This window comes from Sphingomonas sp. PAMC 26621, from assembly GCF_000251145.1.
In the GTDB taxonomy this organism is placed as follows: Bacteria; Pseudomonadota; Alphaproteobacteria; order Sphingomonadales; family Sphingomonadaceae; genus Sphingomonas.
The window spans coordinates 1-16,081 of record NZ_AIDW01000004.1 but is presented as its reverse complement, the minus strand read 5'-3'; the positions used below and the strand labels follow the sequence as shown (position 1 = coordinate 16,081).

The window sequence follows — 16,081 nt, the reverse complement described above, 5'->3', positions numbered from 1 at the left end:
GATGGCTGGATGCCCCGTGAGGATTCGAACCTCAATAGGCGGTATCAGAAACCGCAGTCTTACCATTAGACGACGGGGCATCAGCAGGCGTGCGCTCTAAGGCCGCGCATTCCGAGGGTCAAGCCGTTTCGGCGCGCGGGGGTGCGACTTAATCGGCTTTCCCGGAAATCACGAACGATCGATCAGGTCGAGGATGCGCATCAGCCGGTCCTCGCCGAGCGTGAACCCGGTGCCTGAATCGTCCGCAACGGTATGCGCCATCCGCAGTCCCGCCCAATCGGTATTGTTCTTCTGGATGCACGTCACCCGGCGCGGCGGCTGGATCGCGAGGATCGTCCCGCCTTCGGGCATCGCCATGACCGGATGGCACAACGCCGATCCCTCGACCGACACCACCAGCGGCGCGTTGCGGAAGGCGGCGACGAGGCCGTCGACGGTTTCCGCCTCGGGCGAAAGGATCGTGAAGCCGCGCCGCGCCAGGAAATCCGCGAGCGCCTGCTGGTTGAGCAGCGGCCGCGCCGCGCCGCCATCGCGCAGGATGAAGACCGGGGGGCCGCTGCGGTCGTTCGTCGCGCCTGCGCGGATCCGCTCGCGGAGCGTGCGGAATCGATCCGTCCGCCGCTGGTTGAGCGACTCGTCGTTGACGACCCAAAGCCCCTCGACCTCGGCGAATGCGGTCCGGTGCAACTGCAGGTCGACCAGCGCGCGATATCCCGGCTCATGGACCCACGGCTTGCGCGCCACGCCGAGCGCGGTTTCCGGGCGATCCTGGGCGAGCAGTTCGAGCGCGAGCCCGTCGGTTACCCAATGGCCGAAATAGGTCTCGGTCACCCAGCTGGTGGCCAAGATCTGATCGCGCAGATGCTCTCCGACGCCGCGCCGCATTACCGGACTGCGCCCGGGATGATTGTTGAACGCCTTCATCGACCCGTTGGCGAAGACCATCCCGTCGGCGATCGTCGCGCGCTTGTAATGATGCGCGATCGTCGGTTTATGCGTCAGTGCCCCGCTGCTGCAGAAGCGGATATATTCGTCCTTCGCCGACGGCTTCTCGAATGCGATGATCCGCTCGCCCTCGTCGGGCAACTGGATGATCGGGCGATATTCGGAGGTCGACCCCGGTGCCCAGGTTTCGGTTCTGTCCGCGACAGCCTCGAGCGGCTGGCCGTGCAGCAGCTTCCGGCGGGCGCGGGCGATCAGCGGTTGGAAGGAGATCATGAACGATGCGATCTTTCGGCAGGGTCGGGCGCTGGTCGTGCGACATAGACCGCGCGCGCGACTTTCGCACCCGGTGTTTTGGGGAAAGGACGGTACGACTCTGCCCCGATGGGACAGGCGGGGGGACGATTCCGCGCGTCACCGCCGTGTCGCGTCGCTTGCTGCAACGCCATCGCTGCGCTAGCGTTACCTCAAAGCACCGAACGGCGCGCGGATCCGCGCACGCCGCGACGGCAGAACAGAATAAGCGAGTTTTAACGGCATGGGGGATGTTCCACCCGATATGCCGGTCCGGCAGGCCCGCCCTGCCCGTTCGGCGCCGACCCACGGCCGCGAGGTCCGTGGCAAGCCAGCCAAGGGCAGGAAGCCCGGCGGCAATCCGGCAAGCACCGCGCCGCGGGGTCGCGATTCCCGGCATTTCGCCGCGCTCGATCTCGGCACCAACAATTGTCGGCTGCTGATCGCGCGGCCGCAAGGCGACGGCTTTGCGGTGGTCGATGCGTTTTCGCGGATCGTCCGGCTGGGCGAAGGCCTTGCCAAATCGGGGCGGCTGAGCGACGCCGCGATCGACCGCACGATCGTCGCGCTCAAGATCTGCGCGGAAAAGCTCAAGCGTCGCAACGTCACGCTGTCGCGCGCGGTCGCGACCGAAGCCTGTCGCCGCGCCGAGAATGGCGCGGACTTCATCGCGCGCGCCTATGCCGAGACGGGAATCCTGCTCGACATCATCTCCGCCGAGGAAGAGGCGCGCCTCGCCGTGCTGGGGTGCCATGCGCTGATCGAGCCGGGCGACGATCCCGCGCTGGTGTTCGACATCGGCGGCGGGTCGACCGAACTGGTGCTGGTCGATACGCGCGGGGAGGCCCCACGCGTGCTCGACTGGCACAGCACGCCGTGGGGCGTCGTCTCGCTGACGGAGAGCGCGGGGCACGGCCCCCCGGGCGCGGATGGCGGCCCCGAGGGGCGCGCCGCGGCCTATGCGCGGATGCGGTCGCTGGTGGCCGAGAGCATGGCCGGGTTCGCGGCGCGGCTGCCTCGCGAAATCGCGGTGCCACGGTTGCTCGGCACGTCGGGCACGGTGACGACGCTCGCGAGCGTCCACCTCGGGCTGTCGCATTATGACCGGTCGCAGGTCGACGGGCTGATCGTGCCTGCCGCGGCGATGCGGCGGATCAGCCTCGACCTTGCGAGCAAGGACCTGAACCAGCGCGCGCAATTGCCGTGCATCGGGACCGAACGCGCCGATCTCGTGGTCGCGGGCTGCGCGATCCTCGAGACGATCCTGGATTTGTGGCCCGCCGAACGGCTGGGCATTGCCGACCGCGGCATTCGCGAGGGCATCTTGCGCCGATTGATGGAGAGTTCTTCGTGAGCAAAGACGGCGGCGGACTTCGCGTCCGCGTGAAGACCGCGCGCAAGCGCACCGCGCAATCGACGCGCTGGTTAGAGCGCCAGCTCAACGACCCTTATGTGAAACGCGCCAAGGCGGACGGTTTCCGCAGCCGCGCGGCGTACAAATTGTCCGAACTCGACGAGCGGTTCGATTTCCTGAAAGGCAAGCGCCACGTCGTCGATCTCGGGATCGCGCCGGGTGGCTGGGCACAGGTGGTGCGGCGGCAGGTGCCCAAGGCGGCGATCGTCGGGATCGATCTGCTCCCGGTCGATCCGATCGACGGGGTCGAGATCCTCCAGCTCGATTTCATGGACGATGTCGCGCCCGAGCGGCTGATGGCGGCGCTGGGCGGCGCGCCCGATCTGGTGCTGTCGGACATGGCGGCGAACACCGTCGGCCACCCGCAGACCGATGCGTTGCGCACGATGGGGCTGGTTGAGGCAGCGCTCGATTTCGCGATCGACGTCCTGCAGCCGGGCGGCGCGTTCGTCGGCAAGGTGTTCGCGGGCGGCGCGGATACCGCGCTGGTCGCGGAGATGAAGCGCAACTTCACCACGGTGAAGCACGCCAAGCCACCTGCGAGCCGCAAGGCATCGTCGGAATGGTATGTGGTGGCGCAGGGTTTCAAGGGGCGGAAGGTCGAGGGCTAGCCTCGGCCGTATGCTTGCGGTGCCGCCGTTCACCCGCAATATGAAATCCGGGGCGAAGGCCCTTCGACTTCGCTCAGGGCGAACGGGCGGTGGGAAGCACCCGTTTCACCATCACGCCTGCACGGATGTGCAGCGGTAGCCACCACATCCGTTCGGGCTGAGCGAAGTCGAAGCCCCTGGCGCAACGCCGGGGTCAAACTTCGCTCAGAAAGGCCTCAGCCCTCGTAGTCGGCACCCAGATTCTGGTTCCGCGGCGGGGCGGCGGCGGTGAGGCGGAGCGCCTCGGCCGATGCCGACAGGCTGCCGACCGCATCCGCTTCGTCCTCGTCGTCGACCTGGACGCGCTGGAGACCGTTGATGACCGACTCCTTCAGATGCGCCGGACGCACGCGCTCTTCCGCGATCTCGCGCAAGGCGACGACCGGGTTCTTGTCGCGGTCGCGATCGACGGTAAGGTCGGCACCACCCGAAATCGCCCGCGCACGCTGGGCGGCGAACAGGACAAGATCGAACCGGTTGGGGATCTTGTCGACGCAATCTTCGACAGTGACGCGCGCCATGAATGGCTTCCTTCGCAAACGACGGTATTCGGAAAGATGATCCCCTAGGCGGCAACCCGACAGGAGTCAAGAAAATCGGCCGCGCGCACGGCTTCGACACCTTGCGGCGCCTGCCGCTTGGCGGCATCACGCGCTGCGATGACCGAACTGGCGCCACAACCGACGTTCTCCGTGGCGGGCAACCGGCTGACGATGCTCGATACCGGGCCGCGCCGTCTGGCGGCACTGATCGCGCTGATCGATGGCGCGCGCCAGTCGCTCCGCGTGATCTTCTACATCTACGTCGATGACGACGCGGGCGAAGCGGTGCGCGCCGCGTTGCTCCGCGCAAGCGCGCGGGGCGTGGCGGTGTCGCTGATCGTCGACGGGCTCGGCAGCGAGGTGGCTTCGGCGCACGATTTCTTCGATCCGCTGCGCGACGGCGGGGTGCAGGTCTGCCGCTTCGTGCCGCGCTGGGGACGGCGCTATCTGCTCCGCAATCATCAGAAGCTCGCGCTCGCGGATGGCGAAACCGCGACCCCCCGCGCGATCATCGGCGGGTTCAACGTCCAGGACAGCTATTTCGGCACCGTCGCCGAACAGGCGTGGCGTGATCTCGGGCTGATCGTCGAGGGGCCGGCGGCGCAGCGGATCACGGGCTATTTCGACGTGCTCGCGCGCTGGGCGGGGCAACCCAAGCCGCCGCTGCGGACGCTGCGTCGCGCGCTCTCGGCATGGAGCGAGCCGCAGGGGACCGTGCGCTGGCTGTTCGGCGGACCGACGCGGCGGCTGTCGCCCTGGGCGCGGGCGGTGAAGCGCGACCTGCGCGACGCCACCCAGGTCGACCTGATCTCGGCCTATTTCGCGCCCAATCCGGGGATGCTGCGGCGGCTCGACAAGGTCGGGATGCGCGGGCGCGTGCGGATCGTGCTGGCCTCCAGGAACGATCACGGCGCCGCAATCTGGGCATCGCGCTTCACTTATGCCGGGCTGCTGCGCAAACGGGTGAAGATCTACGAGTACCAGCCGACCAAGTTGCACACCAAATTGTTCCTGATCGGCGACGTCGTCTATATCGGCTCGGCCAATTACGACATCCGCAGCCTGTTCCTCAATCTCGAGATGATGCTGCGGATCGAGGACAATGCCTTCGCCGCGCACGTCCGCCGCTATGTCGATGGCGAGGTCGCCAATTCGGAGGCGATCACGCCTGAACTCTACAAGGCGCGGACCAGCCCGTGGATGCGGGTGAAACAGGCCGCGGCCTTCTTCGTGATGACCGTACTCGACTATAACATCACCAAGCGCCTCAATTTCGGACCCGAGCGGTGACGGCGGCAACCCGATCCAGAGGCCGGATCGACCGCGAGTTCGGCCTGCTGTTCACGGTGATGCTGACGATCGCGGCGGGGAACACCGCGCTGCAATCGGTCCTCCCCGCGCTTGGCCGATCCCTGAAGGTCCCCGACAGCGCGGTGGCGGCGGCGTTCTCGGTCTCGGCGTTGTTGTGGGTGATCGCCGCGCCGTTCTGGGCCCGCCGGTCGGACCGGCACGGGCGGCGTGCGATGATCCTGCTCGGGGTCGGCGGGTTCTGCGTGTCGCTGCTGGTGTGCGGGGTGTTCCTCGCCGCCGGGATCAACGGCTGGATCGGCGGGACGACCGCGTTCGTCTGCTTCATCCTCGGGCGGCTGATCTACGGCAGCTTCGGCTGCGCCGCGCCGCCGGCGGTGCAGGCGCTGGTCGCGGGCAATACGACGCGCGAGGAACGGACCAAGGCGCTGACCTTGCTCGGCTCGGCGTTCGGGCTGGGGACGATCCTCGGCCCGACGATCGCGCCGTTCCTCGTGCTCGGGACGATCGCCGGGGTCGAGATCGGGCTGTCCGGCCCCGCCTTCCTGTTCGCGCTGTTCGGGCTGGGCGTGTGGATCGCGGTGCGGCGGCTGCTCCCCAACGACCTGCACCCCGATACCGCGACGCACGGCGCGGCCAACGCCTATCCCTCGATCGGCGGGCAAAGCGGCGGCGCGAGCATCGTCGCAGCGACCGAGGCCGCGACCGAACAGCACGCCGAACAGGTCGGCTATCGCGACCCGCGCATCCGCGCGTGGCTGATCGCGGGACTCGTCGCGGGGCACGGACAGGCGATGACCGGCCAGGCGATCGGCTTCCTCGTCATCGACCGGCTGCACCTGCTCCCCGCGACAGCGCTCCAGCCGACCGGGATCGTGCTGATGATCGGCGCGCTCGCGGCGCTTCTGGTACAATGGGGGATCATCCCCAATCTCGACCTGCGCCCGCGCGCGATGATGCTGGTCGGGCTGGCGATCGCGGCGGTCGGTTGCGCGCTGACCGGGGTGGCGACGTCGCTCTACGGCATCGCCTGCGCCTATGCGCTCGCGTCGGTCGGGTTCGGCTTCACGCGACCTGCCTTTACCGCTGGCGCATCGCTCGCGGTCGGGCATCATGCGCAGGGGTCGGTCGCGGGGAAGGTGACGTCGATCAACGGCGCGGCGTTCGTGCTCGGGCCGTCGATCGGGGTCGGGCTGTACGAAGCCCAGCATGCGCTGCCCTACCTCGTGGCAGGGGCAGCGATGCTGGTGCTTCTCGTCTACTGCCGCGTCACGTTGCGCGAGCCGTCAGCGCGGTCCCTCGCCGGTGCGGGGCGGGAAGGCGAAGCCGATCGGCTGTAGCGCGGTCGCATCCTGCTTGAGCCGCGCGGACATCGCCTCATATTCGCGCTCAAGCTCCGGCGTGACCGACGCGCGCGAATCGCCGAGCGCGGTTTCGAAATGCGCCATCGTCACCTCGCTGATCGACATCGACTCGCGCAGCGCGGTGAGACCCGCCCGCCGCACCAGATCCTCGAGATCCGCGCCGGTGAAGCGATCGGTCCGTCCCGCGACGACATCGAGATCGACATCCTCGGCGAGCGGCATCTTGCCGGTCTGGATCGTCAGGATGCGCTTGCGCCCTGCGCGGTCCGGCACGCCGACATAGATCAGCTCGTCGAACCGGCCCGGCCGCAGCAACGCCGGGTCGATCAGGTTGGGCCGGTTGGTCGCGCCGATCACGACGACCGACTGGAGTTCTTCCAACCCGTCCATCTCGGCGAGGATCGTGTTGACGACGCGCTCGGTCACCTGCGGCTCGCCACCACCGCTCCCGCGCGCCGGGACCAGCGAATCGAGTTCGTCGATGAAGATGACGCACGGGGCCACCTGCCGCGCGCGCGCGAACAGCTTGGCGATCTGCTGCTCGCTCTCGCCATACCATTTGCTGAGCAGATCGACGATTTGGTCGCGATGAAGTTGGCCTGCGCCTCGCGCGCGACCGCCTTGGCGAGCAGCGTCTTGCCGGTGCCCGGAGGACCGTACAGCAGGAAGCCCTTGGCCGGACGGATGCCGAGCCGGCGGAAGGCGTCGGGATCCTTGAGCGGAAGCTCGACGCCTTCCTTGAGCCGCATCTGCGCCAAGTCGAGCCCGCCGACATCGTCCCAGCGGACGCGCGGGGCCTCGACCATCACCTCGCGCATCGCGCTCGGCTGGACGCGCTTGAGCGCATCGAGGAAATCCTCGCGAGTCACTGCAAGCGTGTCGAGGATCTCGGGCGGGATCGTGCCTTCGGAGAGGTTGAGCCGCGGCATCAGCTTGCGCACCGCTTCGATCGCCGCCTCGCGTGCGAGTGCCGCCAGATCGGCGCCGACGAAGCCATAGGTCGTCCGCGCGAGTTCGCCGAGGTCGACCTTGTCGCCGAGCGGCATGCCGCGCGTATGGATGCCGAGAATCTCGCGCCGCCCCCGCTCGTCGGGAACACCGACGACGATCTCGCGGTCGAACCGGCCGGGACGCCGCAAGGCCTCGTCGATCGCCTCGGGGCGGTTGGTCGCGGCGATGACGACGACGTTGGCGCGCGATTCCAGCCCGTCCATCAGCGTCAGCAACTGCGCGACGAGGCGCTTCTCTGCCTCCCCCGACACCTGCCCACGCTTTGGCGCGATCGAGTCGATCTCGTCGATGAACACGATCGACGGCGCGGCCTTCGCCGCTTCCTCGAACACCTGGCGGAGCTTGCCTTCGGACTCGCCATAGGCGGAGCCCATGATCTCGGGCCCGTTGATCAGGAAGAATTCCGCCGCCGACTCGTTAGCAACCGCGCGCGCGAGGCGCGTCTTGCCGGTTCCGGGCGGCCCGTGCAGCAGCACGCCCTTGGGCGGATCGACACCCAAGCGCTGGAACAGCTCTGGATAGCGCAGCGGCAGCTCGACCATCTCGCGCAACTGGTCGATCGTCGGGCCCATGCCGCCGATGTCGTCATAGGTGACGTCGGCGCGGCGCGCTTCCTTCGGCTCCTCATATTCGGGGCGAAGCTCGATCTCGGTCGTCTCGTCGACATGCACCACGCCCTTGGGGACGGTCGAGATGACTGCGAGGCGGATCTCCTGCAGCGCATAAGCGGGCGCGCGCAGCATGTTCTGGACGCCCGGCGGCATGTTGTCGACGCGTTGCTGCCCTGCGGTAGCGACGACGTCGCCCTGGCACAAAGGCCGCCCGAAGAAGGTGCGCTTGAGTGCATTGGACGAACCCTGCAACCGCAGGTTCTGTTGTGCGGGTGCGAACACCACCCGCGTCGCGGGCTTCGATTCGATCTTGCGAACCTCGACGAAGTCGCCAGACCCGACCCCGGCATTGGCGCGCTGAAGCCCGTCGATCCGGATGATCTCGAGCCCCTCGTCCTCGGCATAAGGCGCGACCGCGCGCGCAGGCGTGGTCGACTTGCCGACGATCTCGATCACGTCGCCCTCGCCGATCCCCAACGCTGCGAGCATCGAGCGCGGGACATGTGCCAGCCCCCGCCCGCTGTCTTCCGCGCGGGCATTGGCAACCTGCAATTTCCGAATCGGCGCCTCGGCGTCCGCCATAGTCATTCCCTCACGAAACCCGCTGATGAGCGCGCGAGATAGGGGGTCGGTTCCGCGAATACGAGGGCGCGCGCCAAGGCGGTCCGCATCTGCGCCCGATCTGCGACGGACAAAAAAAGGGCCGACCCCGGAGGATCGGCCTTGAAAGTTTTAGGAGAGGATGCCTGAAAGGCACCGTCTAAATGCCCGGACCGGGATTATGTTGCAAGTGCGAAAGGATTGGAGACGATTGCGCTTTCTGCAATCGTCGCTATCGATTGCGCGTGTCGCGTATTCTGTAATTGAACGATAGCAACATGGTGCGTCGCACCATTTGGCTTGGGAAAGGCTCCTCATGCGGAGATTACCGCCACTCACCGCGATCGAAGCGTTCGTCCAGGTCGCCCGGACCGGGTCGATCAAGGCGGCGTCGCAGGAACTGGCCCTGTCGCCGCCGGCGCTCAGCCGCCGGATCCAGTCGCTCGAACGATTCATCGGGCGTCCGTTGTTCGAACGCCGCCATCAGGCGGTGGTGCTCAACGCCGATGGCGACCGGCTGCTCCAGCAGATCGCGCCTGCGCTCGACCAATTGTCCGACGCGGTCGAGGTGATGACGAGCAATACCGATGTGCTCCGGCTGCGGCTCGGCATTTTGCCGCTGTACGCGTCGCAACGGCTGTTCCCGCGGCTCGGCGAATTGCGCACGCAGCATCCCGAGCTGCATCTCGACATCGATACGAGCACGCACAACATCTCGCGGCTCGGCGAGGGGCTCGACGCGGTCATTGCCTTAGCGCGCGATATCGATCCGGCGCTCTATTCGCGACGGCTCGATCGCAACCAGGTTTATGTGATCGGGGCGAAATCGCTGATCGAAGGGCCGGATCCGGTCGTGCGGCCGGACCAGCTCGCCGGGCTGACCGCCTTGGTCCACCGCGAGATGCCCGACACGTTCAGCGCATGGCGCGCCGCGGCGGGGCTAACCGATCTCGAGCCGCTCGCGGTCGACCATTTCGATTCGGGCGCGCTCATGCTCGAGGCGGCGGCGCAGGGGCTCGGCATCGCGTTCATGCACGAAAGCCATTTCGCCGATGCCAACGATCCACGGATCGTGCGGTTGTTCGATATCTCGGTGGAGAGCCCGTACAGCTACTGGTTCGCGTGCCGCCCGCGGGCACTGCTGCAGAAACCGGTCAAGCTGTTCCACGACTGGCTGATCGCGACGATCGCGGATCCGAGTGTGTAAATTTTTCTTCTAAAGCCCCTCCCCTTCAGGGGAGGGGTTTGGGGGTGGGGAAGTGCCTAGCAGAGAGGTGGCCCTGCTGGACTTCCCCACCCCAACCCCTCCCCCGAGGGGGAGGGGCTAAGAAAAGCGTTTAAGCAGCCGTCGCCTTCAAGATCTTGCCCGGCTCGCGCGGCGGCTCGCCCTTGGGCAGCGCGTCGATGTGCTCCATGCCCGACGTCACCTGACCCCACACGGTGTACTGGCCGTCGAGGAAGCGTGCGTCGTCGAAGCAGATGAAGAACTGGCTGTTCGCCGAGTTCGGATCGTTGGTGCGCGCCATCGACGCGACGCCGCGGACGTGCGGCTCCTTCGAGAATTCGGCCGGCAGGTTGGGCTTGTCCGAACCGTGCATGCCGGTGCCGGTGGGGTCGCCGCCCTGCGCCATGAAGCCGGGGATGACGCGGTGGAACACGACGCCGTCGTAGAAGCCGTCATTGGCCAGCTCGGCAATGCGCGCGACGTGCTGCGGCGCGAGATCGCCACGCAGCTTGATCACGACGTCGCCGCCGTCGAGGGTGAGCGTCAGGTTTTCGGGAAGATCGGCCATGTTGGGCTCCTGAATTGGGACTGACGCTGCCGTAGCGATGCACCGCCGCAGAGGCAAATCGCCACTGATTGGCTTTGTTCCCATATCGGGCTAGACGAGCGGCTTAAGGGCAACAGGAGGTCCACCCGTGAGCGAGACCGAGCTCCTACCCGAAACCGACACGACCCAGCTCGACGAGGACGATCGGCTCAAGCCCGAGTTCGTCCGCGCGGTGATCGACGCGGTGCAGGCGGGCGACGCCGAAACGGCCCGGTCGCTGGTCGAACCGCTCCACCCCGCCGATATCGCGGATCTGTTCGAGCTGACCCCGGCGGATTGCCGCGCTGCGCTCGCGAGTGCGATCACCGACCTGCTCGACGGCGACGTCTTTGCCGAGATGAACGATTACGTCCGCGAGGATCTGATCGATTCGCTCTCGGCGAGTCAGGTCGCGGATATCGCGTCCGAACTCGACACCGACGATGCGGTCGCGATCATCGAGGACATGGAGCCCGCCGACCAGCGCGAGGTGCTCCGCGCGCTCGACCCCGATGATCGCGCCGCGATCGAGGAAGCGCTGAGCTATCCCGAGGAATCCGCGGGCCGCCTGATGCAGCGCGAGCTGATCGCGGTGCCCGAGCACTGGACCGTCGGCGACACGCTCGATTACCTCCGCACGCACGACGCGCTGACCACCGATTTCTGGGAAATCTTCGTGGTCGATCCGGCGCACAAGCCGATCGGCACGGTCGCGTTGTCGTGGATCCTGCGCACCCCGCGCGGGATCGGCATCGGCGACGTGATGCAGCGCGAACAGACGCTGATCCCGGTCGACATGGACCAGGAAGAGGTCGCGCTGCGCTTCCAGAAATATGCGCTGATCTCGGCGGCGGTGGTCGATCCCGGCGGGCGGCTGGTCGGGATGATCACGGTCGACGACATCGTCCACATCATTTCCGAGGAAGCGGGCGAGGATATCCTCCGCCTGTCGGGCGCGGGCGACGGCGACATCAACGAACCGATCCTGCTGACGGTGCGGACGCGGATCACCTGGCTGGTCGTCAACCTTGGCACCGCGATGCTCGCGGCGTCGGTGGTCGGCGCATTCCAGGGGGAAATCGCGCGGTTCGCGCTGCTGGCGGTGCTGATGCCGATCGTGTCGGGGATGGGCGGCAATGCGGGGACGCAGACGCTCGCGGTCGTCGTGCGCGCGCTTGCCACCAACCAGCTGACCAGTTCGAACACCGCGCGGATGATCCTGCGCGAATTCCGCATCGCCGCCGCCAATGGCGCGATGCTCGGGGTGCTGGTCGGGAGCGGGACCTACCTCGCGTTCGGCAACACCGGGCTCGCGATCGTGATCGCGATGGCGATGATCATCAACAATCTTGTAGCGGGGCTGGCGGGCGTGCTCGTGCCGGTGTCGCTGGAGCGCGCCGGGGTCGATCCCGCGGTGTCGTCGGCGGTGTTCGTCACGACGATGACCGATGTGATGGGTTTCTTGTCGTTTCTGGGACTTGCGACGCTATGGGGGCTTGGCGGCTGACCCCGCCGCGCCCAAATCGCATCCCATGTTGCATCTGACCAAGGTTGCGTTCGGCGCGACGAGCCTCGACCATCTCGCCGAACGGCTCAAGCAACGCGGCGCGGAAGGTCCGGTGTTCCTCACCACGCGCTACCTGCCCAAGCGACACGAGGAGATCGTGCGCGATGGCAGCACGGGCGGGTCGCTCTACTGGATCATCAAGCACACGCTGGTCGCGCGCTCGCCGATCCTCGGCTTCGGCGAGGCCGAGGGCGGGCGCGTCGCGATCCACATCGATCCCGCGCTGGTGCTGACCGAAGGCCGCCCCAAGCGCGCGCACCAGGGGTGGCGCTATCTCGAACCGGGCGATGCGCCCGCGGATCTGGGCGGCGACGTGGTGGTGGGGGATGCGATGCCGGCGGCACTCATCGGCAAGCTGGCGGCGTTGGGACTGATCTGAGGCGCATCGATCCCAGGGGTCTCCCCCAACCGTTCGTTTCGAGCGAAGTCGAGAAACCTGCGCTGTGCCCGGTTTCTCGACTTCGCTCGAAACGAACGGGAGGAGGGGCGTTGGGTACATTCCATCCCAGTCCCGTTCGATAAAAGCGCCTTACGGTGCCGGACCAGCGCCACATCGGATCGGCCCGGTCGCCGCGCTCGAAACCCGGCACGTCGGCTTGCCGTAGATCGTCACCGCGCCAAGCCCCGTGCTCGTCGCATCGGCGGTGTAGCGCGCGGTCGCGGTCACCGTCCCCGATCCGTCGAGCCGCACGGTCAGCGCATCGCTGCGCAGCGCCGTCGCGTCGATCCCCCCGGTTCCGCTGGTCAGCAACCGTACGCGCCCCCCGCGACCGCCGAGCGTCATCGCGCCGGATCCGAGCATCGTCGCGTTAAGCTCGTCGCCATCGAGCCCGGGCGCGTCGATCGATCCGCTCCCCGTGACCTGCAGGTCGATCCGTTGCGCGCGGAACGGCCCCGCCACCGCGAGCCGCCCGCCGCCGACCACGGTCGCGCCGCGCAGCATCGGAACGCCGAGCCGGATCACCAGGGCCTTCGCCGTCCCGCGCCGGGGAACCTCGCCCCAGCCCCGGCTACCCGCGCGCACGACGAGCGTCCGCCCCTCGACCCGGATATCGATCGTGTCGCTCGCCTCCGCCGGGCCATCCGCGCGCGCCGACGGCGCGGTGCGGGTCGTCAGCGCAACGTCGAACGGTCCGTCGATCCGGATCCTGTCATAGTCGGTGACGACATAGGAGCGCCCCGTCGCCGCCGATGCAACACCGGGCGCAACGAGGAGAAGCAAGGCGAACAGGCGGACATTCCTCATCCGAACGGCATCGCCGCGAACGGTTCCTTACGCAAGCGCGCGCTTCAGCCGCCGCAGTGGACGTCGCCCGACCCGGTCTTGCTAACCGTGCAGCGCGCCTGCGGCCCGAGATCGACATCGCCAGAGCCGACCAGCGAAACGCGTGCCGGGCCAGCAACGTCCGCGCGGACATCCCCCGATCCCGCAACCGAGACTGTCGCCGTCCGCGCCTTCACGCCGCCCGCCGCAACGCTGCCCGATCCGGCGACGTCGATCGTCAGCCGTTCGACCCGGCCCTTGGCATCGATATCGCCCGAACCCGCGACCGACAGCCGCGCCTCGGGAACGCTGAGCGCCCCGATCGAAAGGTTGCCCGACCCCGCCGCTTCGCCGCCGAAGCGCTGCCCCTCGACCCGGTCGATCACGAGATCGCCCGATCCGGCGATTTGCGCGCCGGTGATGCGCGGCATCGTCACGAACACCTTCACGCCCCGTCGCCCGCCGCCCCAGCCGAACCCGGCGAGGCTTTTCTTGCGCCCGATTTTCAACGTATCGCCGTCCCGGACGATCTCGAGCTTGTCGAGCTCGGCGCGCGGCCCTTCGGCGCGGACCGAGAAGCCGGTGCCGACCCGGACATCGACATCGTCCGATCCGCGAAGCGAGACCGCGCTGAAATCGCTGATCGCAAAGGTGCGGGTGGTTCCAGACCCGGCAGGTTCGGCCGCGTCGCTCGTGTTCGAACACCCCGCGAGCGCGAGGACGGCGATCAAGGTCAGACTGCGCATACGCCACCTCCCGTGTGTTGCCTTATTAGTACACCTTTGCGCGTCCGGTGCAACCCCCCGCCCCAAGCTGCCGTCCGGCTGAACTCGTTTCAGCATCCACCGTGCAACGGGAGCGGACCGTTATTGTGGCGCGGTGGACCCGCGCACGCGCTCGAAACGCAGGCAAGGCACTCCCGTCAGCGATCGACCCGCCACAACGAAAAAGGGGCGGCCGTTGCCGGCCGCCCCTTTTTCGTACCACGTCCGTCCACAAACGATCAGGCCGGAGCCTTGTCCTTGTTGTGGATCGCGGCCGCCTTGCGGAGGATCTCGAGGATCTTTTCCTGTGCGGTCGGCTCGTCGACCTGCTCCATCGCGGCGAGTTCGCGCGCGAGGCGGCTGGTCGCGCCTTCGAAGATCTGCCGCTCGGAATAGCTCTGCTCGGGCTGGTCGTCGGCACGGAACAGGTCGCGGACCACTTCGGCGATCGACACGAGGTCGCCCGAATTGATCTTCGCTTCATATTCCTGCGCACGGCGCGACCACATGGTGCGCTTGACGCGCGGCTTGCCGGTCAACGTCTCGAGCGCCTCGCGCAGCGTCTTGTCGCTGGAAAGCTTGCGCATCCCGACGCTTTCCGCCTTGTTGGTCGGCACGCGCAGCGTCATCCGCTCTTTTTCGAACCGCAGAACATAGAGTTCGAGCTGCATCCCGGCGATTTCCTGCCGCTGGAGCTCGATCACACGGCCAACGCCGTGCTTGGGGTAAACGACATAATCGCCGACGTCGAAGGACAGCGCCTTGGCAGCCATTCCGTTAGACCTTTCTGTGAACCGGGTATCCCGGTGCAACGCACTACACGCAGCAAGGCTGCATCAGCGCACGCGGGGGGTGTATGGGTTTGAACGTCTCCGTGTCGGAAAAGCACTGATAGCGCTTACCGTCAGTCCCGGTTTAACATAGTCGTAATAAAATTACCAGCCAAACGTCGCCGAACGCGCTGCGCCGGCGTCGTAAAACGCCGGCGGCAGTCCCGAATCCGATCCGTCGGTTCCAGCTCAGTCGCCCGCGCCCGGTTCCGCCGAGAAGAATTTGTCATACTTGCCGGTCTCGCCCTTGTGCTCGTCCGCGTCCGCCGGAGTCTGGTCCGCCTTGCGCGTGACGTTGGGCCACTGGCTCGAGAAGGTCGTGTTAAGTTCCAGCCACGGCTCGAGGCCGCTCTCGGTATCGGGCAGGATTGCTTCCGCGGGGCACTCGGGCTCGCACACGCCGCAATCGATGCACTCGCTGGGGTTGATCACCAGCATGTTCTCGCCTTCGTAGAAGCAGTCGACCGGGCACACCTCGACGCAGTCCATGTACTTGCACTTGATGCAGGCATCGGTGACGACGTAGGTCATTAGGTAACTCCCGGAGCAACGAACCCGACGCTGCTATGCCCGAGCGCCCGCCTCGTCAATGATTGCAGTGCCTGTTCGGTCATTTTCGATGAGGTCGGTATAGCAGGCGCGCCCCGCTTCGGGCGGTCCGCGGCGTTCGGGGAGGCATTCGACGCGGATCGCGCGAACCCGGCCCGAGGGGGTGGCGAAGGCGAGCACGCTGCCGACGCGCACCGCCGCGGCGGGCCGGTCGACCGCACGTCCGTCGATCCGCAACCGCCCGCCCGCCGCCATCCCCTGCGCGATGCCGCGCGTCTTCACGATCCGGGCGAACCAGAGGAAACAGTCGAGCCGCATGCTCGGGCCGCGGGGGAAGGCTTCAGCCATGCACCGCCAGATCGGCGAGCGCCGCAAAGGCCGTGCCGCGCGGCGCGGCGACGGGTCGGACGGTAGGGAGGCCACGCCAGACCCAGCGCGGTGTTGAACCGGTGTCCTCCGCAGGTGCCGGGCGAAAGCCGAACCCCGCCATCAGTTTCTCGATCGTCGGCGGGGTCAGCCCCATCGACAGCGCGAGCGCCGGATCGAGCGCGAACGGCTGG

Annotated in this window: 16 protein-coding genes, 1 tRNA gene and 1 pseudogene; 7 read left to right on the top strand and 11 right to left on the bottom strand. The window is 67.3% G+C overall.

The annotated features are described in order from the left end of the window. Window positions 1-6: 6 nt before the first annotated feature. A tRNA-Gln gene (locus RI03_RS01325) sits at window positions 7-80 on the bottom strand. Between the two features lie 88 nt (window positions 81-168). Then, entirely contained in the window at window positions 169-1,218 is a 1,050-nt protein-coding gene (locus RI03_RS01320) for a glycosyltransferase 61 family protein (RefSeq protein ID WP_010214640.1), read from the bottom strand. A 283-nt stretch (window positions 1,219-1,501) separates the two neighbouring features. On the opposite strand from RI03_RS01320, the gene RI03_RS01315 reads away from it, so the two are divergent. After that, the gene (locus RI03_RS01315; protein WP_010161407.1) at window positions 1,502-2,590 is read left to right on the top strand and encodes a Ppx/GppA phosphatase family protein; all 1,089 of its coding nucleotides are present in this window, start codon (window positions 1,502-1,504) and stop codon (window positions 2,588-2,590) included. Further along, window positions 2,587-3,261 carry an RlmE family RNA methyltransferase gene (locus RI03_RS01310; protein WP_010161408.1) on the top strand — a complete coding sequence of 225 codons (675 nt, stop codon included), beginning with the start codon at window positions 2,587-2,589 and terminating at the stop codon, window positions 3,259-3,261. Before RI03_RS01315 ends, RI03_RS01310 begins: the two co-directional genes overlap by 4 nt. Before the next feature lie 215 nt (window positions 3,262-3,476). Here RI03_RS01310 and rpoZ read toward each other — a convergent pair whose 3' ends face one another. Continuing rightward, complete coding sequence (rpoZ, locus tag RI03_RS01305) at window positions 3,477-3,821, bottom strand: DNA-directed RNA polymerase subunit omega (RefSeq protein ID WP_010161409.1); 345 nt, start codon at window positions 3,819-3,821, stop codon at window positions 3,477-3,479. 138 nt (window positions 3,822-3,959) lie between these two features. On the opposite strand from rpoZ, the gene RI03_RS01300 reads away from it, so the two are divergent. Next, window positions 3,960-5,132: a phospholipase D-like domain-containing protein gene (locus RI03_RS01300; RefSeq protein WP_010214637.1), complete on the top strand. Its 1,173-nt coding sequence runs from the start codon at window positions 3,960-3,962 to the stop codon at window positions 5,130-5,132. After that, window positions 5,129-6,490, top strand: a complete 1,362-nt coding sequence (locus tag RI03_RS01295; protein WP_010214635.1) for an MFS transporter — start codon at window positions 5,129-5,131, stop codon at window positions 6,488-6,490. Before RI03_RS01300 ends, RI03_RS01295 begins: the two co-directional genes overlap by 4 nt. Here RI03_RS01295 and RI03_RS01290 read toward each other — a convergent pair. Continuing rightward, window positions 6,437-8,718 (bottom strand): annotated as a pseudogene (locus RI03_RS01290) (CDC48 family AAA ATPase). The gene RI03_RS01295 and the pseudogene RI03_RS01290 sit on opposite strands and share 54 nt — an antisense overlap. Before the next feature lie 334 nt (window positions 8,719-9,052). Between RI03_RS01290 and RI03_RS01285 the strand changes: the two are divergent. Continuing rightward, window positions 9,053-9,943, top strand: a complete 891-nt coding sequence (locus RI03_RS01285; protein ID WP_010214634.1) for a LysR substrate-binding domain-containing protein — start codon at window positions 9,053-9,055, stop codon at window positions 9,941-9,943. Window positions 9,944-10,073: 130 nt separating this feature from the next. Here the strand turns inward: RI03_RS01285 and RI03_RS01280 are convergent, their stop codons facing one another. Further along, window positions 10,074-10,529, bottom strand: a complete 456-nt coding sequence (locus RI03_RS01280; protein ID WP_010214633.1) for a peptidylprolyl isomerase — start codon at window positions 10,527-10,529, stop codon at window positions 10,074-10,076. A 127-nt stretch (window positions 10,530-10,656) separates the two neighbouring features. On the opposite strand from RI03_RS01280, the gene mgtE reads away from it, so the two are divergent. Continuing rightward, on the top strand, window positions 10,657-12,054 hold the full coding sequence (gene mgtE, locus RI03_RS01275) for a magnesium transporter (protein WP_010161417.1): 1,398 nt from the start codon (window positions 10,657-10,659) through the stop codon (window positions 12,052-12,054). Window positions 12,055-12,079: 25 nt separating this feature from the next. Next, window positions 12,080-12,493, top strand: coding sequence for a DUF1489 family protein (locus RI03_RS01270; RefSeq protein ID WP_010214632.1), 414 nt, complete (start codon window positions 12,080-12,082; stop codon window positions 12,491-12,493). 150 nt (window positions 12,494-12,643) lie between these two features. Here the strand turns inward: RI03_RS01270 and RI03_RS01265 are convergent, their stop codons facing one another. From RI03_RS01265 to RI03_RS01240, 6 genes are all read right to left on the bottom strand, one after another. Beyond that, window positions 12,644-13,360, bottom strand: coding sequence for a head GIN domain-containing protein (locus tag RI03_RS01265; RefSeq protein WP_010214630.1), 717 nt, complete (start codon window positions 13,358-13,360; stop codon window positions 12,644-12,646). Window positions 13,361-13,404: 44 nt separating this feature from the next. Then, window positions 13,405-14,124 carry a head GIN domain-containing protein gene (locus RI03_RS01260; protein ID WP_010214629.1) on the bottom strand — a complete coding sequence of 240 codons (720 nt, stop codon included), beginning with the start codon at window positions 14,122-14,124 and terminating at the stop codon, window positions 13,405-13,407. Window positions 14,125-14,381: 257 nt separating this feature from the next. Continuing rightward, complete coding sequence (locus RI03_RS01255) at window positions 14,382-14,915, bottom strand: CarD family transcriptional regulator (protein ID WP_010161421.1); 534 nt, start codon at window positions 14,913-14,915, stop codon at window positions 14,382-14,384. 246 nt (window positions 14,916-15,161) lie between these two features. Then, window positions 15,162-15,503, bottom strand: a complete 342-nt coding sequence (gene fdxA, locus RI03_RS01250; RefSeq protein ID WP_010161422.1) for a ferredoxin FdxA — start codon at window positions 15,501-15,503, stop codon at window positions 15,162-15,164. A gap of 33 nt (window positions 15,504-15,536) precedes the next feature. Next, window positions 15,537-15,869 carry a S4 domain-containing protein gene (locus RI03_RS01245; RefSeq protein ID WP_010214628.1) on the bottom strand — a complete coding sequence of 111 codons (333 nt, stop codon included), beginning with the start codon at window positions 15,867-15,869 and terminating at the stop codon, window positions 15,537-15,539. Continuing rightward, the coding region (locus RI03_RS01240; protein ID WP_010214627.1) for a hypothetical protein at window positions 15,862-16,081 on the bottom strand (220 nt) is incomplete at its 5' end. The genes RI03_RS01245 and RI03_RS01240, both read right to left, overlap by 8 nt.